A 21,993-nucleotide genomic window follows, 5' to 3' on the forward strand; every position below is an offset into this window, starting at 1 on the left:
AGTAAAATTTGCACGTTTTTCCATATATTATATATGTAATGATAATATTTAAGAATATATTATAATTATTTCATAAAACAAAGTTAAATTTTATAATTTATAATCACACCTAAATTTCATCTTAAAAATAATCCAAAACTACTTAAAAATTTTTGAAAATTCAGAATGAGGAATTATAAGCATCATTTAGCTTTGATAGTATGTTGCCGGGAAGTTCTATTGGTCAGCGTCTTGTGTTGACAAGTTTTGGTGAAAGTCATGGGAAATCCATTGGCGCAGTTTTAGATGGTTGTCCTGCAGGATTAGAAATTGATGAAAAAGACATTCAAAAAATGTTAGATCAAAGAAAACCAGGTCAGAATCTAATTTCAACACAAAGAAAAGAAGGCGATGTTATAGAAATTATCTCAGGAGTGTTTAGGGGACATACAACCGGTGCTCCAATAACAATGGTAATTTGGAACAGTGATCAAAAATCAAAAGATTATGAAAATTTGAAAACAAAACTTAGGCCCGGACATTCAGATTATACGGCCATGGTAAAATATAATCAAAAAAATGATTATAGAGGAGGAGGACGATTTTCTGGAAGATTAACTGCAACACATGTGATGGGAGGAGCCATTGCAAGAAAACTTCTAAAAGTAACATTGGGAATTGAAACAAATTCGTTTACATCACAAATTGGAAAAATAAAGATGGAAAGACAATTCAATGAAAAAATGATTAATTCAATTTATAAAAATGAAGTTAGATGTCCTGAAACTAAAACAGCAAAAATGATGAGAACAAGTATTTTGGATGCACGAAAGAAAGGAGACTCGTTAGGAGGAATTATTGAATCAGTAACAACAAATGTTCCAGTAGGTTTAGGGGAACCAATTTTCAGTTCATTAGAATCAGATTTGAGTAAAGCAATATTTTCCATTCCATCTGTAAAAGGTGTAGAGTTTGGTTCAGGGTTTAGAGGATCAGAGCTTTATGGTTCAGAAAATAACGACTTGTATACAGTAAAGAGAGGCAAAATCATTACAAAAACAAATAATTCTGGAGGAATTCTAGGAGGAATTTCAAACGGCATGCCTATTACTATGAGAATCGCATTCAAACCTGCATCATCTATTTCACAAAAACAAAGTACCATAGACATTAAAACCAAAAAAGAAACTACGCTTCAAGTAAAAGGAAGACATGACCCATGTGTTGTTCCAAGGGCACCACCTGTAGTTGACTCCCTTGTAGCACTAACAATTGCAGATCATGCTCTAATTTCAGGGCAAATTAAGCCTGTTTTGTAAGAAAATGTCAGATATCAACGACCTACGAGACAAGATGGAGGAAGTAACTCTTGAAATGATAAAGTTACTAAAAACTAGAACAGATATTGCAAAAAAGATAGGAGAAGTAAAGAAAAACATAGGTAAAGTAGTAACAGATGAAACACGCGAAGAAAATCTTCGTACAAAAGTAATTTCAGTATGTCAGGAAATTGGATTAGATGAAAAAATTGCTACAAAGTTTTTGAATTTTCTACTAAACGAATCAATCAAAGTACAATCAACAAACAAACAGACACATCTTTCAATATTTCTTAAAGCAAAAGAACTGGAACAGCAGGGTAAAAAAATTATCCATATGGAGGTAGGAGAACCAGACTTTTTACCCCCAACAATTGTCAAAGATGCATTAGAAGAAGTGTATGATAAAGGATTTTTGAAATATGGGCAAGTAAGGGGAATGCCAATCTTCAGAGAGACACTAGCCAAATATGTCAATAAAAAATTCAAAACAAGCATCACACAAGAAAATATCATAGTAAGCCCAGGTGCAAGATTTTCAATATTTACAGCGATTACTACACTTCTAAATCCAGGTGACGAAATAATTGTAATTGAGCCTGCATGGCCTGCATACAAAGATTGTGCACTAAATTCAGGAATTAAGGTTAGAACAATTAATACAACATTAGAAAGTAAATGGGAGCCTTCAATAGAACAAATCCAAAAAACAATAAATCCAAATACAAAAATGATTGTCTTGAATTATCCTAATAATCCAACAGGAAAAATTCTTCCAGAAAAACTACAAGATGAGATTATTGAGATTGCTAAAAAGAATAATCTCTATGTTCTAAGTGATGAAATTTATTCAGAATATGTAAAGGAAAGCTGGAAAAGTATTTTGAGTTATAATTATGAAAAAGGTATTGTAACACAATCGTTTTCAAAATCTCACGCAATGACTGGATTTAGAATTGGATATGCAATTGCAGACCACAAAATCATTGAAAAAATGTCAAAGCTTCAAGCTTTGTGTCTAACAAATGTATCAGAACCCATCCAATACATTGCTATGAAGGCATTAGAATCAGATACATCCAACAATAATAAAACAGTTCAAAATAGATTAGATCTATTGATCCAAAAAGCAGATGAATTGAATTTAGATATCATTGTTCCAGATGGAGCGATGTATGTTTTTGCTAGAATTAACAAAGATGGTTTTGATGGAGTGCAATTTGCAAATAAAACTCTTGAAAAGGGTTTAGCAATAGCTCCTGGAGAAGGATTTGGAGATTACAAAAATTTCATAAGAATTTCTGCATGTCAAGACGAGAAGACACTAATTGAGGGAATGAATATACTAAAGGAGACCATGAGTGAATATCAATGAAGAAAGTTACAGTTATTGGAGCAGGAGGCCAAATGGGTCAATGGTTTGCAAAATATTTTGCAGATAAAGGATTTGAAGTTACAGGATTTGATTCAGAAAATAAGATTCCAGGTAAAAACATCATACAATCAGATTCATTAGTAGGTGGAATTCTGAAGGCAGATTATGTAGTGCTATGCACCCCAACAAGAAGAACTCCTGAAATCATCAGGTTGATTGCAAAAGAAATGAAAAGAGGAACATATCTAATTGAAATTTCATCTGAAAAATCTAAAGTTGTATCATCATTATCAAAAATGCCGGCAAAAATTAATCCAATTTGTATTCATCCAATGTTTGGCCCAGGTGTAAAAACAATTAAAGGCCAAAATATAATTTCAGTTCCAATTAAAGATGCAAAAAAAGAGCTTACTGTAACAAAATCATTATTTGAAGGAGCGAATTTTGTTACAATTGATGCAGTAGAACATGACAAAAAAATTGCAGTTATTTTGGGATTAACACATTTGATGAATTTAGTTTTTGCAAACATTGTTTCAAAGGACGAAAAAATGTTACTTACAGAAAAAATGTCAGGTACAACTTTCAGAGTTCAAAAAACTTTGGCAGAAAGTATTATGACAGAGTCACCAGAATTAATTGAGACCATCATTGCTAATCCAGAAATTCGTAGAGTTGCAGAAGAACTTTGGAAAGATATTGGCAGACTGCTTACTGCAGTTCAAGAATCAAAGACAGAAGAAGTAGTAAACTACATCAAAGATTGTCAGGAAAGACTAGCCAAGCATACAGACATCAATGAGTCATACAAGAAACTTACAAAGATGGTCAAAGCCGTTGAAAAATAACGGATATGCGTTCAACAAAGATAGTTACATCTTTTATCAAAAGTAATGAAAAATTACTGATTCTAAAGAGAAGTGAAGAAGTCAAAACTATGAAAGGTTTGTGGGCAGGCATTAGTGGAATCATAGAGAAAAATGAAGAGCCATTGAAAAGAGCAAAAATTGAAATTTTTGAGGAAGTTGGAATTACAGAAGATAAAATAACTTTGATCAAAGCTGCAGAAGAAATAAGAGTAAATTCACCCCAATACCAAAATCACGAATGGGAGATTTTTCCATTTTTATTTGAAGCAAAAAATCCAACTATCAAACTCAATTGGGAAAATTCTGATTTTAGATGGATTAAAGTAGATGAATTAGAAAAGTTTGAAACAGTTCCTAGCCTTCAAAAAGTATTATTCAATTTGTTGTAAATTTTCATTTTCTTTTTCATACTTTTTTTGTTGTGGCAGCATCATATAGACACATGCACCACCACACATAGTACAAGGAACATTATTGCCAGGATGCTGGCCAGTTCTACTATGAATTTTTGCTGCTTCTTCAGGATCAATTGATAATGCAAGTTGTTTTTCCCAATCCAAAGTACGACGGGCCTCAGTCATTTCCATATCCCATTTGATAGCTTTATCACGAATTTTTACAAGATCACCTGCATGCGCAGCTATTCTATATGCAATTAATCCAGCCTTTACTTCATCGGCATTAGGTAATGCAAGATGTTCTGAAGGGGTAAGATAACACAAAAGATCAACACCCTCACTTGCAGATACGGCTGCACCAATTGCACTTGCTATATGATCATGTCCAGATGCAACATCAGTCACTAACGGACCTAGAACATAATATGGAACATCACCGATTAGAGATTTTGCAAGTCTAACATTTGCTGCAACTTCATTTAATGGAACATGCCCTGGTCCTTCAACCATTACTTGCACATCTTGTTCATGTGCACGTTTAGTTAATTGTGAGATATTGATCATTTCTTGAACTTGTAATTCATCATGCGAATCCAAAATTGAGCCGGGTCTCAGGGCATCACCAAGGCTAAAAGTTACATCATATTTCTTTGCCATTTCAACAAGGTAATCATAATGAGTCAAGTAGGGATTTTCTTTGTCATGTTTTAACATCCATGCCGCAGTAATCGTACCCCCCTTACTAACTACACCACCATGTCTCTGAACCTTGAGAATCCTTTTAGCAATATCTTTTGTAATTCCACAGTGTATAGTAGTATAATCAACACCGTCTTTTGCATTATTTTCAAATGCATTTAGATAATCATCTTCAGTAAGATTCAGAGGATTTTTGTGAATCTCAACACCATAATTGTATGCCTCATAGATTGGAACAGTTCCAAAAGTTATCGGAGCAGTTTCTAGCAAAGTCTTTCTTATTTGCTTAACATCACCACCATCACTAAGATCCATCATAGTGTCAGCATGATACTTTACGGCAACCTTTGCTTTTTCAATCTCTTCTTCAAGATTTACATTTAATGTTGATGTTCCAATGTTTACATTAACTTTAGTTTTAAGGCCCTTACCAATTCCAACATTGTGAATTTTTTGTGGTCTGCAATTGTTACTTGGAATAATTATAGAGCCCTTTGCAATTTTTGGAATTAGCCATTCAAGTGAAACATCTTCATCTTTTGCAACTTGTTTCATTTCATCAGTTGCAACACCACGTCGTGCAGCAGTCATTTGAGTTGCCATATAGTAATCTAGGCTTTTGCCTGATTTAAACAATCATAAAGTTACAGAAATTTGTTGATCGCTGGATATTTTCTGAACACTATATTAAGAAAATAGATCGTTCTTAAATGCAATTATGTGATAATGGATCCCATGAGAACTATTAGAGAATGCAGACATTGTGGAAGGGAATTTTACAGTATGAAAGATGAGTTTTGTTCTTTTGATTGTGTCACTCAATCATCATCATAAAATTAGTTCAGATTCAGTTCTTTTTCAAGAGACTGCTTTTCAAATTGTATTTTAGAAATTCTATCCAAAATAGGCATAATTATACGCTCAAGATTTTAAGAATTTACAAAATTTTGTTTTATTTCAGCAACCCTTTGAGATAATTCTAGCTCAGCTTTAATCAATTCAATATATTCACGCAGTTTTTTGTTTTCTAAATTCACATAATCTTTTTCAGGCATAATTTACCTAGGCGGACTCCAACTTTCCTCAAGAGAATCGTCATTATTTTGTGATACAAGATATTGCTTTCCACATTTGAAACATTGCCAAAGAAATTTTCCATCTTTTTTTATTTGATATTGCATTGGCAACAAACAAGTTGTGCAACGTAATTCTTCTGGAGGAGAATCATTAATAATTGGAATTTCAGTCATTAACATAAAATAAACTTCAGACTATAAAATAAATATCAAAAATTTAGAAGTTTGATTAAAAGGAAAAATAGATTAGTACTCACAATAAGAAAATAGTGTGAACATACTTTCTATTGGTGGATCTGATCCGTCATCAGGTGCAGGAATTCAAAGTGACATTACAATGTTTTCAAAATTGAATGTTCATACATTGACAGCAATAACAGCAATTACAAGTCAAAATACTTCTAGTTTTGGAATAGTTGAACCAGTATCACCAAAAATATTAAAAAAACAGTTGGAATCATTGTTTTCAGATTTTAAAATTGATGGGATCAAAATTGGAATGGTGTATAATGCAAAATTAATGAAAGTGATTTATCAACAATTAAAAAAATTAAAAATTCCTATTGTAGTTGATCCAGTAATAAAATCAACTACAGGAGGAAAACTATTAGAATTCAAATCAGTAAAAGACTTTCAAAAATACATCATCCCACTTGCCACAGTTCTTACACCAAACAAATTTGAAGCAGAGATTCTTTCAAAAATAAAAATTTCATCAAAAAATACTCCTGAAACAGTTGCTAAAACCCTTCAAAAAATGGGTGCAAAAAATGTTGTAATTACAGGAATTGAAGAAAACAACAACAAAGTATCAGACTTTGTTCTAGAAAAGAATTCAATGTATATGATTTCAGATGAAAAAATTTCAAAAATTAATCATGGTAGTGGATGTACCTATTCTGCAGCTATAGTATATTCACTTGTAAACAAAAAAAATATCAAAGAATCACTATATTTTGCAAAAAAATTTACACATAATTCAATAAAAAATGCAAAAAAGTTCGGGAGAGGAATACCAATTACAAACATAGAAAATAAAAAAAGTATCGAAGAAGAACTATCATCTGCAATAACAAAGTTTACAAAAATTAACGGAATTTACAAGAACATTCCAGAGTGTCAAACAAATTTTGTATTCTCAAAACAAAAACCAAAATCTACAAAAGATGTTTTAGGAATTTCAGGTAGAATTGTAAGGGCAGGAAAAAATGTTATTGTTGCAGGGAATTTAGAATACGGAGGTTCAAAACATGTAGCAACTGCACTCTTGGCAATGAATAAAAAATACCCCCAGATTTGCTCTGCAATTAATTTAAAATACCAAAATGAAACCATATCAAAAATTAAAAAATCTAAATTAGTTGTTAGTAATTATGATAGAAATAAGGAACCCCAAGATGTTAAAAATAAAGGTTCAACAATCAAGTGGGGGATAAATTCTGCAATTAAAAATTCAAAAAGTTGTCCAGACATAATTTATCATAAAGGGGATTTTGGAAAAGAACCAATGATAATTGTTTTTGGAAATACTCCAAAAAATATTTTGAAAAAAATCTCAAAAATAACAAGATGAAATTTCAACATCAATTCATCCTTGAACATAAATAGTCACACATGAAATAATATTTGTGAAGGCAGTAATTTTAGCAGGAGGGTTAGGTATGAGATTACGCCCAATAACACTCAAAACTCCAAAACCAATGTTACTATTAGGTAAAAAACCAATTTTGGAGCACCTCATAGATTGGAATAAAAAAAATGGTGTAAAATCAATTGTGTTGTGTGTAAGTTATCTTCGAAAAACAATCGAAGGTTATTTTGAAGACGGTAAAAAATTTGGAGTTAAGATAGAATATGCTGTTTCAAATAAGCCATTAGCTACTGCAGGTCAACTTAAAACTGCAGAAGAATTCATTGACGATACTTTTGTTTGTGTGTACGGGGATTCAATTTTTGATTTTAGTCTTAGAAATATGATCAAACAACACAAAGCAAAGAAAGCATTTGCAACAATGAGTCTATATGAATACAAAACTAACTTGGAATATGGAGTGATTAATACTTCAAAAACAGGTAAAGTGACAAGTTGGATAGAAAAACCAGAGATTAAGGCAAACATCAACATGGGATGTTATGTAATGGAACCAGGAATTTTGAAGTACATTCCAAAAAACAAGCCATATGGTATGGATGACGTCATTAAAAAAGCGATGAATAGAAAAAAGATTGTCAATAGTTTCATTACAAAAAAAGGTTTTACTGATATTGGAAATAAAGAATCATATGAACAAGCAAATAAAGAATATGCTAAAAAATTCAGAAAGAAAGGATAGAAATGAGTACACCAATAATTAGAAAATTAAAAAAAGATGATTTGAATAAGGGATTTCTCACTACGCTTGATTCATTAAGAAAAGCAAGTGACATTGACAAAAATAAAGCAGAAGAGATTTTTAAAAAAATTGATTCAAATCCAGATTATACCATAGCAATAGCAGAAATAGATGGAAAGATAGTTGGTTCAACTACACTTTTGATTGAGCAAAAATTCATCCACAAGGGCGGACTAGTAGGCCATATTGAGGATGTGGTAGTGGATAAAAATTTTCAAGGACAAAAAATAGGAGAGAAAATCATGAGATATCTTCTTGAAATTGCAAAAAATCAAGGCTGTTACAAGACAATTTTAGATTGTACGGATGATGTAAAACCATTTTATGAAAAACTGGGATTCAAACAAGTAGCAAATGAATTAAGATATGATCATACTTAGAAGTATTCTTTTTTTGGACGAGCCTTTCTAACTTTCATTAGTCGTATTCCAAAATACATTACAGGTGCAGACAATACCATGAACAGAGGAGGCACAAGTAAAACAGTATCTGTCATGTATGAATCATTAATTTTTTCTACGAGAGTTTGACAAAATGCCATTCCAACAAGTAAAATAATTCCGTCTACTAAAAGCATCATACCTATTTTTTTAGAGCCATAGTATTTTGATAGAATGAACGCAACTGCAGCTAAAATTCCTCCAGGGGCAATGGTAATTGAAATAAACTGAAGGAGTTTTGGATTTGCAAAGTTATCTGGATTTATAGGAAGATCAGAAGTATTTGGATCATCAAACATGAAAAAATATAGTGAACTTACTACGAGAACAAATAATACAAAAAAAGCAATACTACCAAGCCCTAACCAGTATTCGAGTTGCATGGTTTATGAAAGATATTAGTCAGATAATAAACTATTCAAAAAGTTATACAATTCCAACTAGGTTTGCCAATTCTTTTCTGCATGCTGCACCAAGTTTTTCTGCAGCCTCCTCAGGAGAGATATCATTTAAGAAAATTCCATATCCCCGTTCTAATCCAGACCAGGATTTGGTGATTGGATAAATTTCAATATGCCAATGAATCTGTCTACTGTTTTTTTTCTCAGGAGAAAGATGGAATACAAGATTATAGGACACATTTTTGATAGTTTGAGACAATCCACCAAGTGTGGCCCGGAGGATCAGAGACAAATCATTGATTTCTTTTTGGGTGATTTTAGAGAAACTAGTAGTGTGTTTTTTAGGAGCAATCCAAAATTCGTATGGATATGAAGGAGACCAAGGGCAAAATGCAATAAATCCTTCAGTTTGAAGAACCTGCCTAGGGCCACTTATTTCCTCATTTACGGTTTGGCACATAGGACACACTCCTTTTTCATTTAGAATTTTGTGTGAGGCTTCTGCCTCTTCCTCAATAATTGGAGGAATTGTAGAAAAGGTCAGTATGTTAAGATGTGGATGAGGGGTGGTGCTTCCAGATAATTCACCTTGATCAGCATAAATTGAAACGTATGTGACACCTTTTTGGGTATAAAGCCATCTTAATCTATCTTGAACAACAACTAGAATGTTGGACCATTGCTCAGTATCAATTGTTGCAAAAGTATCTTTTTGATTTGGAGAGGCAACAACAATGTAATGATATCCATATGCTGGTTCACTATAAAATGGCCTATCACTGTAGGAGTTTTCAGTTTCAACAGAGACAATAGGATCCTTACTTTCAAAGACTCTGATTGACCAACCTTCAACAAACTCATCATCACTGTCTTGTAATCTTTGCAACATCCCATCTTTTGCAACAAGAGACAGAACTGAAGGGTTGGTCATAGACTCATTTCCAGGTGCAAATGGTGATTTTTTTGAATCTTTTACTTTGTCATCTTTTTTCGAAACAATCATGAAACGCTCAGAAACATAATCTTTGCGCATATCCCCCATAATTGTAATTTGCAGTAAATGTCTGTTAAAACGTTTACTAAGATCCAAGAAGATGTGAAATAAAAAATATTTTTCAAATAAATTTTATAAAAAAATAAGAAAATACGAAATTCATCAAAAACAGTTCTGAATAGAAATTAAAAAGAAGAAAATACAAAATTTCAGTATTGTTTTGATCGCAAAATTTGTTGCAAGCTTTAAAGGAGAGCATCAGGTCTGAATTAATCAGGGGAAAATCATGGAGAATTCTGATATTCATATGATTTACGTTCTTTTAGATGGTATAGGGGACCTGCCACATCCAGATTTAGATGGAAAAACACCATTGGAGGCTGCAAATACACCAATTTTAGACAAAATTGCAAGCAATGGCGCAATCGGTGAAGTGATTTCAGTTGGAAAAGGAATCGCTCCAGAATCAGATATTGCGGTATTCAATATGCTTGGATACAAATTCAAACACGAAGATTATGCAGGTAGAGGAGTAATTGAAGCAATTGGGATCGGGATTGATTTTAAAGATGGAGACTTGGCCTTAAGAGGAAATTATTCAACATTAGATGATCAGGAAGTTATTATTGATAGAAGGGCAGGAAGACATATTGAAAAAGAAGATGCAGATGGAATAGCAAAAGAGATTGAAGAAAAGATAAAGTTTTCAAATCCGGATACATCTGTTGTAGTAGCACCAACAATTGGTCACAGAGTAACTGTAAGGATTAGAAATACATCTAAGAAACTATCATCAAAGATTACAAACACGGATCCGGCATACAGCAACATTGGAGGTATGGGAGTAGCAAAAGCGGTTGGTGATTTTTTGAAAATTGAAAAATGTTTACCATTAGAAGACACCGAAGATTCAAAATCTACTGCAAATACAGTAAATGAATTTTCAGACCAAACAATTAGCATTTGTAAAGAAAGTCAGATAAATAAAAAACGTCAAGAACAAGGGAAAAAGAGACTCAGTTGTATTCTACTCAGAGATGCGGGAAACAAGTACCCAGATGTAATTCCAATTAATGAAAAGTATGGTATGAATTTTTCATGTATAGTAGACATGCCAGTAGAGTTAGGAATTTCAGAAGTGCTAAAGATGAAAGCCTTTGAAGCAGGAGGACTAACAGATTATGAAGAGAAGGCAAAAGTTGCTGCAAAAGCTATGGAGACTCAAAATTCAATCTACGTTCACCTTAAAGGGCCAGATGAGTTTGGACATGATGGAGATGCAATAGGAAAGATGAAAAACATAGAAGAGATTGATCAAAGATTCTTCAAAACACTTGTGGATAATATCGATACAAATAAGGTTGCAATAGTGATTTCAGCAGATCATTCAACTCCATGTATTAACAAAGGACATAGTGATGATCCAGTTCCAGTTTTGGTTTCAGGCCAATTTATTAAAAAAGATGGAACAACTAGAATGACGGAAGCACAAGCAAAGAAAGGAAGTATAGGGCTGCTACAAGGTGCAGAGGTAGTTACAAAATCTTTAGAGTTAATTAAATCTCAAACGTAGTTAGTTTATTTTCTTGCTGCATTTCAACTGCTTTAGTTCTAATTCTATCAACATCAATTGAATGATATGTAGATGGAGATGTTCCTAGTTTTTCTAGAACTCTTCGAAGCATGCCAATTCCAATACTCAATTCATTCTTTTGGGCATGAGCAAAAGCAACAGCCATTAAGATAATTCCTTGAACAATTTCTTTTTCTCTTCCAAAGCATTTTTTCCAAACACCTTCAAATGCTTCATGACTTTCCCAAAATCGTTCATTGTTAAAATAAAATATTCCATCAGCAATTCCTTTTTCTTTATCAATTTCTTCTTCAAGTACATGACGAATGTTGTCAATTGGTCCTATAGGCGATAACTTTTCAATTAGTTGATCAAGATCGTCAGGTTTCACAGATACATCCAGTTCTACAAATTTCTTAGCAATTCTGGCGACCCTGATTGAGGCATTCATGTCAGATACAAGATCTCTTGCTTTGTAAACAACCTCACGGGAATTCTCAGGGGTATAACGAGTGTTTTTCAAATGTAGCATATAGCGTTCCATACTAGATTTCAACAAGATTTTCTTAAATTTCTTATCTATTTCAATCAAGGTTTATATGAAATATCTAAAGGATTTTGGATACATGTCCATCATTGAGACCATTACAGACATAGACAATACCTTTCTATCCAGAAGAGAGCTTACGTGCAATTTTGCTGGATTGGCAGGAAAACTCAAAAAACTTGAGGCAATAGATATGGTTACTAAAGAATTCAAACTTGATGGAAAAGTGGTAATTCCAATGAGACTACAAACTCATGTAGGAAAGCCAATAGTGACAGGAACTTTCTTTGTTTATGAAGATGAAGGATTGGCAAAGAGACATGTCAACCCAACAATTTTCTCAAGATTAGAAAAATCAAAAACAAAACTTGCTGAAGCAGAAGCTGCAACACAAGAAGCCCCATCTGAAGATGCAGTTGCTGAAGAGAAATCATCTGAAGATTCTCCAGCAGAAGAAAAAGCAGTAGATGCACCCGCTGAAGAACCAAAAAAAGAGGAGAAATCTGAATAATGACAGGCAAAAAGGGTTCTAGCCCAAATGTTTATGCATACTACAAAGTAGATGGAGACAAAATTTCACGAATTAAAAAAATTTGTTCAAGATGCGGTAAAGGAGTTTTCATGTCAGAGCACAAAGATAGACATACTTGTGGAAAGTGTGGCCTAACAGAATTTAATCAATAAAATTTAATTTTAATATAATTTCTTTTTACGAATTTTAGAACTCTTTTCTTCTAATTGTTCAATCCTTGAAACAAATGCAGGATCAAGTTTAATTTTTGAAAGTGCATCAGCAGGTAATTTTATTGTATTTTCATCCAAAGAAACATTGATCTTCGGGAGATTTTTATTAATCCAAAATTTTGTAACTTTATCTTCAAGTTTATAATCACGAAATCCAGCAGGGAATTTTTTTGTAATATGATTTAACAATGTACGATCTTTGAATACAACTCTTGGTTCAAACAATCGGGTTTCATCACTGTAAACATTTTCAAACAAATTTCCAGAAATTTCATCGGAGAGTAATTCCATCTTTGAGATTTTTCGTATCAATTCTAGGAAATGCAAAAACTCATGTGCCAGAATTGCATGAATCGTGCCTTTGAGACCATAAGCAACCAAAGGTGCAGATATTTGAATCACTACCTGAAATTTATTCTCAAAAACTACAGGGATGGTTCTTGCAAATAAAATTCCATATTCATAAGAATTAGGATTTGGCGTAGATAGTACCAATGAGGGCTCTACATATGCAATAGGATAACGTATTCCAGATGCTTTTTCAATTCGATTAATTCCTGCAACAGTAATTGGAAAACGCTTAAGTGTTAAATCATACACATTGTCAGGAATAATTCCTTTAGAATGTGCATCTTTGAAGCGAACTAGTGGATCCAATATCATCCCTCGACAATTTTGAATGTAAAAAGGTTGATTTGGCTATGAACTTGGTTTTCCAGCTTTTGCGTGCTTTTTTCTTCGTCTCTCTGCTCTTTGATCAGCATGTCTTTGGTGTTTACCTTTTTTTCTTAGGGGCATGATATTTTGAAATATTCAGAGCTAGTTAATTGTTATCATTTTACCTCAACGTCATAAAAATCAAATTCAAGACATTTGCATGAAATGTCAAGAATTTGAGATATTCCGGGAGAGACATCATCTCCTGCAACAAAACGTTTTACTGGTAGCCCTCCTTCAAACTTGAAAAATAACGTAAACAAATGATCGTTTTGTTTTTTGTATTTTATTGAAAAAATTTTTTTTTCAGTTCGTTTTCCAGATTTTTCATAAACAATTACGGGGTTTTCTGTAAGAGTTTTTAATTTTTGTAATAGTTTTGAATCAATTTTTAATGATGCAGAAATCTTTGCCTCAACTAAAGAATTGAACTTTAGGGGCGTTTTTGGAGATTCTCGAACGATCTTAAAATTACTAACTTTGACATGCTTTAGATTAGCAGAAGATATCTTCAGATGACGTTTGTGGGGGTTTCGAATTTTGACAAAAAAGGGTCGTCCTGTGCCCAGAATTAAACTAGATTTATCCTCACCTCCAATCCAAGTAAATTTAGCAGTTGTACCTCCTAATTTTTTAAAAAGAAATTCAGAAATTTCACCTTCAACGCTATCAAATTCTGAAATTCCATGAAAATCACAAATTCGGCAGCCCTTTCCAGAACAATTTGAACAAGATTTTTGTTTTTGTGGGAAGCCTCGTAAAGATTTCACATATCTACCAGAAAGAGTCAATGATTTTGAGCGAATAGCACAAGTCTCTTCCTTGAGATTTACAGTGAAAACAATTTCAGGATCTAAATAATCAAAACTCTTTTTTGTTTTTTTAGAAAACAGTTTTACTAGTTCTTGTGTGATGTCAGTTTTTATCCCATCTATTCCTTTTAATTTAAATTTTGACCGAATTATATCATCTCTATCTACGATTGAGGGTTTAATTATAGCCCCAACGCTAAATGACGAAAAAGAATACAAGGATGCAGAATCATGCATCATTTTCAAGAAATAATTTAGATTATCAAACAGATTTTTGCAAATGTAGCATCTTTGATTTGATTTAGAATTTCTCTTTAGTTTTTTCCCAAGAAGTTTATTTGATGAAAGGTGAAGTTGTTTTGAGAATAATCGTCCAAGACAATGTTCACATAGATCATATTTTTTTAATATTTTATTTGCGATAGGAACAATTTTTTGATAGGTAGTCATTTTATAGAAAGATTTGTTTGTACTGCTAACCTAATCCCATTCTTCTAAGAGTTCCTTGCATTTGCCTTCCTTTGGAGGCCTTCATCATATTCTTAGAATTTTTGTAATTTTTAATCAGTTCTTTAACTTCACCTTCTGGCCAGCCTGAACCACGAGCAATTCTCTTAATTCTAGAGGAGTTTAACAAGTCAGGATCTGCTTTCTCTTCTTTGGTCATACTTTGTATAATGTATCTCCATTTTGAGACTCTGTCCTCCATTTGGTTTACTTGATCATCTTTTACCATTCCAGAAAGACCAGGCATACTTTCTAGCAGCCCTTGAAGTGAACCAACTTTAGTTACTTCCTCTAATTGATAAAAAAAATCATCCATGTTCATCTTTCCACTAGAAATTCTTTTCATTCTAACATCATCACCCTCATTTTCCAAACGTTTTGCCAGATCTAGAACGGCTTGAATGTCACCCATCCCCAACAAACGGCCAACAAATCTTGTTGGAGAGAACTTTTCTAAATCATCAATTCGTTCACCAGTACCAATGTACATTATCTGTGCACCAGTAGCTGCAGATGCAGCTAATGCACCACCGCCCTTTGCAGAACTATCTAATTTTGTAATTATTACACCACCCACAGGGATTGTTTTGTGAAATGCTTCAGCTTGATTGAAACACTGTTGCCCAATTGTTCCATCAATTACAAGTAATGCTAAATCGGGATCAGTAACTTTGTTGATTCTATCCATTTCTTCAAGCAGATCTTGTTCTTCCTTATGACGACCTGCAGTATCAATTAAGATAACATCTAGGGGTTGATCCTCAAAATGTTTCAGTCCATTTTTTACAATACTAGGGGAATCTTTGTTATTTTCTTCACCAAATACCTCAACATTGGATTTTTCACACATTGTTTTGAGCTGTACCAAAGCGCCAGGTCGGTAGGTATCTGCTCCAATAACACCAACTTTGTATCCTTGTCTAGTGAGGAATTTAGCAAGTTTTGATGCAACAGTAGTTTTACCACTTCCCTGAATTCCCAAAAGAATGATTTTATTTTGTTTTCCAGGCTTGAAATCAAATTCTGATTCATTTCCAAGTAGGTTTGAGAGTTCATCATAGAGTATTTTTACAATATGATCCTTTCTAGAAAGACCGGGTGGAGGGGTTTCGTTTAGAGCGCGTTCCTCCAAGTGTTTTGTTATTTCAAGAACCAATCTCACATTAACATCAGATTGGAGTAGTGCCCTTTGAACATCCTTTGAGAGTTCCTTAATAAGTTCTTCATCTATTCCTGAGGATTTGACAATTTTTTTGATTGCATCGCCTAAACTACTCTTAAGTCCATCAAGCATTGTAATTCAATTCTGCATCCACTATTTCAAACCTTCCTCTATAGCCATCCCATTTTTTTTCTGATTGATTAATTTTGATCGAGTTTGAAAATAAAGGACAGCCAATTACAAATGTTTCAGCTTCGCCACCTTCAAAATTTAAATTGAATCCAAACTTTTTAGATAGTTTTTTTAGAGTTTGTATTTCATTAATCCCAATTGATTTTCCCAACCATGAATCATCCAAGCCATCAGATGAAACAGTTATCATAATAAATGAAAAATTTGCTTCAAGTAAATCATTCATGTATTGTTCGGGTTCTGCATTCCACAATGGTGCAACTATAACCAAATTATATTTTGAACAAACCTTTTCAAATTTTTCTTTTTGGAAATTGCTTTTAATTCCACCATGCACTATTCCTTTTACTCCATATTCATCCTTTGCAGTCTTCAATAAAATTTCTAATGCAGATAATTCATCATCAGTTTTATCAGAATCAGAACTGATTGTGATGTGAGGGATTTTCATTGATTCAGATTGTAATTTTGTCCATTGTATGTTTGGATGATGAAGTAAATGGCTTTCCTCAGATTTTGTAAATACACTTAGAAGACATTCTACATCGTGGCCTTGTTTTTGTGCCAGATATATGGCATAAGTACTATCTTTTCCACCTGAAAAAAGAGACGCAAGTTTCATTTAACAAAAAATTAATTCAATAATTGTTTAAGTTTATTCAAAGGACGCTTCAATACTCATAATCGTCATCACAAAATCAGACGGCTTTTCCGATAATCATCAGCATCCGCACTATGTCTTAATGCGCATGATTTTAGTTTTATCCATCACAACCCAGTACTCTACATTTTGTCCATTTTCTAATTTACCTTTAACTTCATCATCAATTAGACTGACGTCAATTGTTTCAAAAGTTTCAGAGTCCATAACTTGTACTGTGTCACCATTAATAGAGATGATCTGACCTACTTTTTTGTTAATCATAGGCACATGAATTTGCATACTGACAGGGCCCACATGAGGTCTTTTTTGACCATCAAAAATTCCTTCAGCTACAATTCTTGCTTTTGCTGCACCATGTTTTCCTGGTTTAGATGTATCATATTCAACAATTCTACATGGCTCACCACTTGGTTGATCTGAGTGAGGTAATAGAATGTAAGAACCAATTTTTAACGAACCTAAATCAGATGGTTTACTCATGCAAAAACAATTTTTGGTCGAATATTTAACGTTTACACCCACAAGTCAAGTAGAACAAATAAAAAATATGAAAATTTTACTAAAAATGGATCAAGAAATGATCTAATCAATTATTCAATATCATCAAATTGAAACATTTCTACAATCACCACAAAGTTGATTGTAAACTAGATGCGGATAAGATGAGATAATTTTCCACAGTTCTTACAAAAATATCAGTGAATCAATTTCCATTTTTGGTGGGATTATCTTAATTATATCTAGAAATAGTAAATTTATGGCAGAAAGAATTACAATCATGTTAAATAGTGATATTGCAAAAAAATTAAGGAATTTGCAGGCAAAAAAACTGAAAGAAACTTCATCATCAGTTAGCTTTTCAAGAATTGTGAATGAAGTGTTAGAAAAAGGATTGGACAACATATCCTAAAAACTACTGAAGACATTATCTGTATTTGATTTATGAAATGCTTGAATGTGTCTAGAAAGAAAACCTTTAACTAGAAATTTTTTGCAGTAAGGACATTGTATTCTTTCAGACATAATAAATTCATACTTTTTATGAAGTTCATATATTTTAATGTTGAATCCATGTAAATTAGAAAAAATAACCCAAATTTATGATCTCACATACTATGAAATGCCAAAATTTACACAAATTTGGTATTCCATTCTTTTGACCAACGTCTAACAAGACAGATTGCAAGAATACTAATCCAGCATGTTGAATCATGTATGAGATAGAACAAATTAGATTATTTACATAATCAAAGAACAACAACCAGTATTACTGTCTCCAAAACCTTGATCAATAGAAATTCCATGTGACACCCCATATACTCTGAACCTACGGCAAATGTTACAGGTATTCATGACTATCAAATATTTTCGCAGTCTTTTTGACTCTATGCTGCGTAAATATCGATAAAATATATCATACAATATAACCAATAGATTACAATTTGGGCATATTTGGAGATGACTATGCCTTACCTAAAAGCTCGCGAACCTCTCTTAGGGTTTGCAAAATCAAAATAACTATAATTATTTTGTAATTTATTGATTATGAATTATCTTCTACAAATCACATAATCAGGCTTAAAATCAATATGGCTTGATCAAGTCTTTTCTATTGGTCATATGTGTAAACGTTAAATATTCTACTTTAGTTGCTCTAAAAGTGAAAGACTCATCAGATTGGTCATTGTCAGTCCCCTTCGGTTAGCATCTCGTCTTGTTTGCTCACAGTATTTTTTTACACTTTGATGACTTTTCTCACTTGCAACTTCAATGACAATAATATTTTCAGAGTATGGAAATGTAAATTTGGAGGGATTTGAACAGAAAGTTTCCACATTACCTATTCCAGCTTTCTCAATTTGGTCTTTTTTGACTAGTAATTGAGCAATTTCAGAAACATCTTCATCCTCACCATATTCCATGTAATAGACAGATACAAAATTAACATCTCCATTAACTTCATGCTCAAATAGATCGTCTTTTACATTAAAGACAAAAGATGTTTTTTCTTGATTATGTGCAATCAGATCATTTGTAATCTTTTCACTATCCTTGAATTTAGCTAAAAGGTAATGGTTTGTGGAATCTGAAAAGTAAGGCTTGCTTTCTGATGAAAAAGTACAGGTAACAAAGTACAGTCTTTCAATATTTTTTGAAGTCATCCAGGATTCTTTAAGTTCAATAGATTCATGGGTGTGTAGATAAGGTGCGCAAACGTAACCAGAATATGAGAGTTTTAGTTCAGACATTAAACAATCAACAATTTTGGAGGCTATTTATGCTTATATTGATTACTAGATCAAATCGCTACGATAGTTTTTTAATAGCAGTAAACTTCGTTTTTCTTGTCCCAAGCTAGCTCAGCCTGGTAGAGCTTCCGGCTGTAGTTGTTGGCTTTAGATGGCTGACCAAATAACAGCATATCAGGCATACAGAAACCGGGTTGTCGAAGGTTCAATTCCTTCGCTTGGGACCACAAATTTTTTGATTAAAAAATAATTGTAAAAATAATAAAAAGATAGACTAGGTTAAGAAAACATAAGATGAAATCTTAAATTAAAAATTCATTGTCTACTCTGTTTTTTTGACTTTTTGTGCTGCTGGGCCTTTTTTGCCTTCACCGATTTCAAACTCGACTTTATCGCCTTCGTTGATGAATCCGTCAACATCTGTTTTGTGAACAAATAGATCGTCTCCACCTTCTCTTTCAATAAAACCAAAGCCCTTAGTACGGTTAAACCATTTTACGGTACCTTGTTCCATTTGGTTTACAAGGAATTTATTCACTATATTAACTAAGGTATTAAATTAGAAATCTTTTGGAATGTGCCCATTTTCCTTTAGCCATTCTACTTGAGGTAGTGTGAATCTCCAAACAATATCACCTTTTTCTGCTTCGTTAAAGTCCCAAGGTGCAATAATTACAATGTCATTGTCTCTAATCCAAACTCTTCTCTTTAATTTTCCTCTAATTCTACCTCGTCTTGTGACATTATCAGTACATTTGATCAAGACATTTTCTCCACCAAGCATCTTGAGGACTCTGCCAAAGAGTTCACCCTCTTCAGGTAGACGAATTTCTTTTAATGCACTCTCACTTTTTACTTGGCGCTTACCCATGAAAGTAATTTGCATAAAGAGCATATAACTGATAGGGTTTTTTTAAAAAATCATAACTGCGTAATGAATTTTATGCTTTAAAATTAGAATAAAAATATGGAATTCAGATGTGTTGAAGAATGTTCTCAATGCTGCATAGAAAGAGAATATTATCCCAGCAAAAAATTTGGAAAAATTGGAGTTTTGATATTACCTGAAGAAAAAGAAAGGATAGAAAAATTAGCAAAAGAAAAAAATCTAGATATTAAAATTTTACCAAGGATAGGAATATCAAATGACAGGAGTTCACCTCCAACAAAAATTTTAGCATATCAAATGATGGGCATTGATAAAAATGGTAACACCTGCCCTTTCTTGGATACAGAGAGCGGAAACAAATCACCACATAATGGATTTCCATGTAAAATTTACAAAGACAGGCCACTAGCATGCAAAACATATCCGCTAATTGAATCAGACCCAATCACACTTGATGAGAAATGTAAATTTTGTAAAGAACACAAAACAGCTGATGAAAATCTAAATTCTGAAATGGAGTCATTGATAAAAATTAAAGAACAGATGAGTACAGATTCTCCATTTATTTGGAGATTTGCAACAGAGGTAGGTGAGATTCAAGATAGTTCCATGTTTGAATCAGGTTGGATTTTAGAAGAATAGGCAATTCTTTTTGATACAAACATGAAAATAGCCAAAAATTCTTAGACGGTATAAGTGAAGATGTCTGGTCTACTTTGTCAAATAGATCAGAAAATTATTGAGATTCTTAACAACAATGCTAAAACACCATCAAAAGAAATTGCTGCAGAATTAGAAAAATCAGGACATAATGTTTCAAATGTTACAATTAGATCATGGATTAATTACTGCACGGCCAATAATTTTTCTGGCTTTAAGATCTTCTAAAGCAGTATTTGCTTCATCAAGAGTATATCTTTTTGAGATGACTGGGTTGATTGTTCCCTTTCTTGCAAGATCAAGAAGTTCAACCATATCATTATAGTTTCCAGTATAAGCACCTTGAATTGTTATTGATTTGAGAGGGATTGTAACAAGAGAAAGTTCCAAAGAGCCACCAAACAACCCTACCAATACAAGATTTCCTCTTTTACGTAAAACAGCTAAAGCAGTTTTTACTGTAGGTGGGGCATTGACAAAGTCAATTACACTATCAGCGCCCTTGCCATTACAAAGTGAAATTATTTTTTCAATTGGGCCTCCAGTTCCAGTAGATACAGATGCAGAGACATTGGTGTTTACAACATAATCAGCACCCATTTCTTTTGCAGTATCAAATTTTTTGTCATCATTATCAATACAAATAATTTTTGCATTTGTGATTGCTTTTGCAATTTGTATTGCCATGAGACCCAAACCACCTGCACCAACAATGACTAAAAATTCAGGAGAATTTGCATTAGCTTTTTTGACTGCATTGTATGCTGTAAGTCCAGAACATGCAAGAGATGTTGCAGAATCTGGATTAACACCATCAAGTTTTGCTAAATATTTGAAATTTGGGATCAAAGAATAATCAGAATAACCACCATCTTGAAAAACACCCATTGATTTTGGTGTGTCACAAAGATTTTCATTTCCCACTTTACATGCAGGGCATTCACCACAACCTATCCATGGAAAAACTAGAACTTCATCGCCTTTTGATATACCAGAAACAGAATCACCAATTTCTTCAATGGTTCCAACAATTTCATGGCCAGGAGTTACAGGATATTTTACTCCCCTATCAGTGACTTTCATGAATTGGCCATCTCCAAGATCATAACCTCCTTCCCACAAGTGCAAATCACTATGACAAACACCTACAGATTTGACTTTAACTAAAACCTGAGGTCCTTGTGGTTTTGGAGTTTCAGATTCAGATACTGCAAGTGGTTGATTAGGGCCAATAATTCTAGCAGATTTCACAAAGTGACTTTTGATACTAACAATATAAGAGTTGACTGGATATGAGAAAAAAATAGAGCCCTTAGATATTATTGAATATGAAG

At 33.0% G+C, this 21,993-nt stretch carries 27 protein-coding genes and 1 tRNA gene; 13 read left to right on the forward strand and 15 right to left on the reverse strand.

What is annotated here, in order from left to right; translation table 11 throughout:
• The first annotated feature begins 200 nt into the window (after nt 1-200).
• From aroC to NPIRD3C_RS08285, 4 genes are read left to right on the forward strand one after another with little or no spacing between them, the layout of a single operon-like run.
• Nucleotides 201-1,298 (forward strand): chorismate synthase, encoded by a 1,098-nt coding sequence (aroC, locus tag NPIRD3C_RS08270; protein WP_148703693.1) that lies wholly within the window; start codon nt 201-203, stop codon nt 1,296-1,298.
• A gap of 4 nt (nt 1,299-1,302) precedes the next feature.
• The gene (locus NPIRD3C_RS08275; protein ID WP_182126716.1) at nt 1,303-2,673 is read left to right on the forward strand and encodes an aminotransferase class I/II-fold pyridoxal phosphate-dependent enzyme; all 1,371 of its coding nucleotides are present in this window, start codon (nt 1,303-1,305) and stop codon (nt 2,671-2,673) included.
• Nucleotides 2,670-3,521 carry a prephenate dehydrogenase/arogenate dehydrogenase family protein gene (locus NPIRD3C_RS08280; protein ID WP_148703694.1) on the forward strand — a complete coding sequence of 284 codons (852 nt, stop codon included), beginning with the start codon at nt 2,670-2,672 and terminating at the stop codon, nt 3,519-3,521. Before NPIRD3C_RS08275 ends, NPIRD3C_RS08280 begins: the two co-directional genes overlap by 4 nt.
• 5 nt (nt 3,522-3,526) lie before the next feature.
• Nucleotides 3,527-3,931, forward strand: coding sequence for an NUDIX domain-containing protein (locus NPIRD3C_RS08285; RefSeq protein ID WP_148703695.1), 405 nt, complete (start codon nt 3,527-3,529; stop codon nt 3,929-3,931).
• Here the strand turns inward: NPIRD3C_RS08285 and thiC are convergent.
• The 3 genes from thiC to NPIRD3C_RS08300 form a co-directional block, all read right to left on the reverse strand.
• Nucleotides 3,914-5,242 carry a phosphomethylpyrimidine synthase ThiC gene (gene thiC / locus NPIRD3C_RS08290; protein WP_148703696.1) on the reverse strand — a complete coding sequence of 443 codons (1,329 nt, stop codon included), beginning with the start codon at nt 5,240-5,242 and terminating at the stop codon, nt 3,914-3,916. The genes NPIRD3C_RS08285 and thiC overlap by 18 nt on opposite strands.
• Before the next feature lie 326 nt (nt 5,243-5,568).
• Entirely contained in the window at nt 5,569-5,694 is a 126-nt protein-coding gene (locus NPIRD3C_RS11020; protein WP_255464661.1) for a hypothetical protein, read from the reverse strand.
• A gap of 3 nt (nt 5,695-5,697) precedes the next feature.
• On the reverse strand, nt 5,698-5,889 hold the full coding sequence (locus tag NPIRD3C_RS08300) for a hypothetical protein (RefSeq protein ID WP_148703697.1): 192 nt from the start codon (nt 5,887-5,889) through the stop codon (nt 5,698-5,700).
• Nucleotides 5,890-5,986: 97 nt separating this feature from the next.
• Between NPIRD3C_RS08300 and thiD the strand changes: the two genes are divergently transcribed.
• The 3 genes from thiD to NPIRD3C_RS08315 are packed head-to-tail and all read left to right on the forward strand — an operon-like array spanning nt 5,987 to nt 8,488.
• A complete protein-coding gene (gene thiD / locus NPIRD3C_RS08305; protein ID WP_148703698.1) occupies nt 5,987-7,288 on the forward strand; it encodes a bifunctional hydroxymethylpyrimidine kinase/phosphomethylpyrimidine kinase in 1,302 nt (433 codons plus the stop codon).
• Between the two features lie 55 nt (nt 7,289-7,343).
• Nucleotides 7,344-8,048 carry a nucleotidyltransferase family protein gene (locus NPIRD3C_RS08310; RefSeq protein ID WP_148703699.1) on the forward strand — a complete coding sequence of 235 codons (705 nt, stop codon included), beginning with the start codon at nt 7,344-7,346 and terminating at the stop codon, nt 8,046-8,048.
• Nucleotides 8,049-8,050: 2 nt separating this feature from the next.
• Entirely contained in the window at nt 8,051-8,488 is a 438-nt protein-coding gene (locus tag NPIRD3C_RS08315) for a GNAT family N-acetyltransferase (RefSeq protein WP_148703700.1), read from the forward strand.
• Here NPIRD3C_RS08315 and NPIRD3C_RS08320 read toward each other — a convergent pair.
• Nucleotides 8,485-8,931 carry a hypothetical protein gene (locus tag NPIRD3C_RS08320; protein WP_148703701.1) on the reverse strand — a complete coding sequence of 149 codons (447 nt, stop codon included), beginning with the start codon at nt 8,929-8,931 and terminating at the stop codon, nt 8,485-8,487. The genes NPIRD3C_RS08315 and NPIRD3C_RS08320 overlap by 4 nt on opposite strands.
• A 43-nt stretch (nt 8,932-8,974) precedes the next feature.
• A complete protein-coding gene (locus NPIRD3C_RS08325) occupies nt 8,975-9,991 on the reverse strand; it encodes a galactose-1-phosphate uridylyltransferase (RefSeq protein WP_148703702.1) in 1,017 nt (338 codons plus the stop codon).
• A gap of 238 nt (nt 9,992-10,229) precedes the next feature.
• On the opposite strand from NPIRD3C_RS08325, the gene NPIRD3C_RS08330 reads away from it, so the two are divergent.
• A complete protein-coding gene (locus tag NPIRD3C_RS08330) occupies nt 10,230-11,516 on the forward strand; it encodes a BPG-independent phosphoglycerate mutase family protein (protein WP_192827844.1) in 1,287 nt (428 codons plus the stop codon).
• Here the strand turns inward: NPIRD3C_RS08330 and NPIRD3C_RS08335 are convergent.
• Nucleotides 11,500-12,060 (reverse strand): DUF309 domain-containing protein, encoded by a 561-nt coding sequence (locus tag NPIRD3C_RS08335; RefSeq protein WP_182126710.1) that lies wholly within the window; start codon nt 12,058-12,060, stop codon nt 11,500-11,502. The genes NPIRD3C_RS08330 and NPIRD3C_RS08335 overlap by 17 nt on opposite strands.
• 82 nt (nt 12,061-12,142) lie before the next feature.
• Here NPIRD3C_RS08335 and NPIRD3C_RS08340 point away from each other — a divergent pair, with 82 nt between their 5' ends.
• Nucleotides 12,143-12,574 carry an eS24 family ribosomal protein gene (locus NPIRD3C_RS08340; protein ID WP_148703704.1) on the forward strand — a complete coding sequence of 144 codons (432 nt, stop codon included), beginning with the start codon at nt 12,143-12,145 and terminating at the stop codon, nt 12,572-12,574.
• Nucleotides 12,574-12,747 (forward strand): 30S ribosomal protein S27ae, encoded by a 174-nt coding sequence (locus NPIRD3C_RS08345; RefSeq protein WP_148703705.1) that lies wholly within the window; start codon nt 12,574-12,576, stop codon nt 12,745-12,747. Before NPIRD3C_RS08340 ends, NPIRD3C_RS08345 begins: the two co-directional genes overlap by 1 nt.
• 9 nt (nt 12,748-12,756) lie before the next feature.
• Here NPIRD3C_RS08345 and NPIRD3C_RS08350 read toward each other — a convergent pair whose 3' ends face one another.
• From NPIRD3C_RS08350 to NPIRD3C_RS08370, 5 genes are all read right to left on the reverse strand, one after another.
• On the reverse strand, nt 12,757-13,470 hold the full coding sequence (locus NPIRD3C_RS08350; protein WP_192827845.1) for a hypothetical protein: 714 nt from the start codon (nt 13,468-13,470) through the stop codon (nt 12,757-12,759).
• Nucleotides 13,471-13,640: 170 nt separating this feature from the next.
• On the reverse strand, nt 13,641-14,786 hold the full coding sequence (locus NPIRD3C_RS08355) for a tRNA pseudouridine(54/55) synthase Pus10 (protein ID WP_148703706.1): 1,146 nt from the start codon (nt 14,784-14,786) through the stop codon (nt 13,641-13,643).
• Between the two features lie 25 nt (nt 14,787-14,811).
• Nucleotides 14,812-16,137 carry a signal recognition particle receptor subunit alpha gene (locus NPIRD3C_RS08360; RefSeq protein WP_148703707.1) on the reverse strand — a complete coding sequence of 442 codons (1,326 nt, stop codon included), beginning with the start codon at nt 16,135-16,137 and terminating at the stop codon, nt 14,812-14,814.
• Nucleotides 16,130-16,819 (reverse strand): diphthine--ammonia ligase, encoded by a 690-nt coding sequence (locus NPIRD3C_RS08365; protein WP_148703708.1) that lies wholly within the window; start codon nt 16,817-16,819, stop codon nt 16,130-16,132. Before NPIRD3C_RS08365 ends, NPIRD3C_RS08360 begins: the two co-directional genes overlap by 8 nt.
• A gap of 111 nt (nt 16,820-16,930) precedes the next feature.
• Entirely contained in the window at nt 16,931-17,341 is a 411-nt protein-coding gene (locus NPIRD3C_RS08370) for a translation initiation factor IF-5A (RefSeq protein ID WP_148703709.1), read from the reverse strand.
• A gap of 277 nt (nt 17,342-17,618) precedes the next feature.
• Here NPIRD3C_RS08370 and NPIRD3C_RS10720 point away from each other — a divergent pair, with 277 nt between their 5' ends.
• Nucleotides 17,619-17,771 (forward strand): hypothetical protein, encoded by a 153-nt coding sequence (locus tag NPIRD3C_RS10720; protein ID WP_182126705.1) that lies wholly within the window; start codon nt 17,619-17,621, stop codon nt 17,769-17,771.
• A gap of 730 nt (nt 17,772-18,501) precedes the next feature.
• On the opposite strand, the gene NPIRD3C_RS08375 is transcribed toward NPIRD3C_RS10720, so the two are convergent.
• Nucleotides 18,502-19,110, reverse strand: coding sequence for a hypothetical protein (locus NPIRD3C_RS08375; protein ID WP_148703710.1), 609 nt, complete (start codon nt 19,108-19,110; stop codon nt 18,502-18,504).
• Nucleotides 19,111-19,210: 100 nt separating this feature from the next.
• Here NPIRD3C_RS08375 and NPIRD3C_RS08380 point away from each other — a divergent pair.
• A tRNA-Tyr gene (locus NPIRD3C_RS08380) sits at nt 19,211-19,337 on the forward strand.
• A gap of 95 nt (nt 19,338-19,432) precedes the next feature.
• On the opposite strand, the gene NPIRD3C_RS08385 is transcribed toward NPIRD3C_RS08380, so the two are convergent.
• Nucleotides 19,433-19,624 carry a cold-shock protein gene (locus NPIRD3C_RS08385; RefSeq protein WP_014962828.1) on the reverse strand — a complete coding sequence of 64 codons (192 nt, stop codon included), beginning with the start codon at nt 19,622-19,624 and terminating at the stop codon, nt 19,433-19,435.
• Nucleotides 19,625-19,669: 45 nt separating this feature from the next.
• Nucleotides 19,670-19,981, reverse strand: coding sequence for a translation initiation factor eIF-1A (locus NPIRD3C_RS08390; protein WP_012214909.1), 312 nt, complete (start codon nt 19,979-19,981; stop codon nt 19,670-19,672).
• A gap of 96 nt (nt 19,982-20,077) precedes the next feature.
• On the opposite strand from NPIRD3C_RS08390, the gene NPIRD3C_RS08395 reads away from it, so the two are divergent.
• A complete protein-coding gene (locus NPIRD3C_RS08395; protein ID WP_148703711.1) occupies nt 20,078-20,641 on the forward strand; it encodes a YkgJ family cysteine cluster protein in 564 nt (187 codons plus the stop codon).
• A 192-nt stretch (nt 20,642-20,833) separates the two neighbouring features.
• On the opposite strand, the gene NPIRD3C_RS08405 is transcribed toward NPIRD3C_RS08395, so the two are convergent.
• Complete coding sequence (locus NPIRD3C_RS08405; RefSeq protein WP_148703712.1) at nt 20,834-21,910, reverse strand: alcohol dehydrogenase; 1,077 nt, start codon at nt 21,908-21,910, stop codon at nt 20,834-20,836.
• Nucleotides 21,911-21,993 lie beyond the last annotated feature (83 nt).

This window comes from Nitrosopumilus piranensis, assembly GCF_000875775.1.
Taxonomy (GTDB): Archaea; Thermoproteota; Nitrososphaeria; order Nitrososphaerales; family Nitrosopumilaceae; genus Nitrosopumilus; species Nitrosopumilus piranensis.

Bases quoted from the DNA above. Each gene is read 5' to 3' on its own strand.
- aroC (WP_148703693.1), top strand. From the start codon at position 201: ATGTTGCCGGGAAGTTCTATTGGTCAGCGTCTTGTGTTGACAAGTTTT.
- NPIRD3C_RS08275 (WP_182126716.1), top strand. From the start codon at position 1,303: ATGTCAGATATCAACGACCTACGAGACAAGATGGAGGAAGTAACTCTT.
- NPIRD3C_RS08280 (WP_148703694.1), top strand. From the start codon at position 2,670: ATGAAGAAAGTTACAGTTATTGGAGCAGGAGGCCAAATGGGTCAATGG.
- NPIRD3C_RS08285 (WP_148703695.1), top strand. From the start codon at position 3,527: ATGCGTTCAACAAAGATAGTTACATCTTTTATCAAAAGTAATGAAAAA.
- thiC (WP_148703696.1), bottom strand. From the start codon at position 5,242: ATGGCAACTCAAATGACTGCTGCACGACGTGGTGTTGCAACTGATGAA.
- NPIRD3C_RS11020 (WP_255464661.1), bottom strand. From the start codon at position 5,694: ATGCCTGAAAAAGATTATGTGAATTTAGAAAACAAAAAACTGCGTGAA.
- NPIRD3C_RS08300 (WP_148703697.1), bottom strand. From the start codon at position 5,889: ATGACTGAAATTCCAATTATTAATGATTCTCCTCCAGAAGAATTACGT.
- NPIRD3C_RS08315 (WP_148703700.1), top strand. From the start codon at position 8,051: ATGAGTACACCAATAATTAGAAAATTAAAAAAAGATGATTTGAATAAG.
- NPIRD3C_RS08320 (WP_148703701.1), bottom strand. From the start codon at position 8,931: ATGCAACTCGAATACTGGTTAGGGCTTGGTAGTATTGCTTTTTTTGTA.
- NPIRD3C_RS08325 (WP_148703702.1), bottom strand. From the start codon at position 9,991: ATGGGGGATATGCGCAAAGATTATGTTTCTGAGCGTTTCATGATTGTT.
- NPIRD3C_RS08330 (WP_192827844.1), top strand. From the start codon at position 10,230: ATGGAGAATTCTGATATTCATATGATTTACGTTCTTTTAGATGGTATA.
- NPIRD3C_RS08335 (WP_182126710.1), bottom strand. From the start codon at position 12,060: ATGGAACGCTATATGCTACATTTGAAAAACACTCGTTATACCCCTGAG.
- NPIRD3C_RS08340 (WP_148703704.1), top strand. From the start codon at position 12,143: ATGTCCATCATTGAGACCATTACAGACATAGACAATACCTTTCTATCC.
- NPIRD3C_RS08345 (WP_148703705.1), top strand. From the start codon at position 12,574: ATGACAGGCAAAAAGGGTTCTAGCCCAAATGTTTATGCATACTACAAA.
- NPIRD3C_RS08350 (WP_192827845.1), bottom strand. From the start codon at position 13,470: ATGATATTGGATCCACTAGTTCGCTTCAAAGATGCACATTCTAAAGGA.
- NPIRD3C_RS08355 (WP_148703706.1), bottom strand. From the start codon at position 14,786: ATGACTACCTATCAAAAAATTGTTCCTATCGCAAATAAAATATTAAAA.
- NPIRD3C_RS08360 (WP_148703707.1), bottom strand. From the start codon at position 16,137: ATGCTTGATGGACTTAAGAGTAGTTTAGGCGATGCAATCAAAAAAATT.
- NPIRD3C_RS08365 (WP_148703708.1), bottom strand. From the start codon at position 16,819: ATGAAACTTGCGTCTCTTTTTTCAGGTGGAAAAGATAGTACTTATGCC.
- NPIRD3C_RS08370 (WP_148703709.1), bottom strand. From the start codon at position 17,341: ATGAGTAAACCATCTGATTTAGGTTCGTTAAAAATTGGTTCTTACATT.
- NPIRD3C_RS10720 (WP_182126705.1), top strand. From the start codon at position 17,619: ATGGCAGAAAGAATTACAATCATGTTAAATAGTGATATTGCAAAAAAA.
- NPIRD3C_RS08375 (WP_148703710.1), bottom strand. From the start codon at position 19,110: ATGTCTGAACTAAAACTCTCATATTCTGGTTACGTTTGCGCACCTTAT.
- NPIRD3C_RS08385 (WP_014962828.1), bottom strand. From the start codon at position 19,624: ATGGAACAAGGTACCGTAAAATGGTTTAACCGTACTAAGGGCTTTGGT.
- NPIRD3C_RS08390 (WP_012214909.1), bottom strand. From the start codon at position 19,981: ATGGGTAAGCGCCAAGTAAAAAGTGAGAGTGCATTAAAAGAAATTCGT.
- NPIRD3C_RS08395 (WP_148703711.1), top strand. From the start codon at position 20,078: ATGGAATTCAGATGTGTTGAAGAATGTTCTCAATGCTGCATAGAAAGA.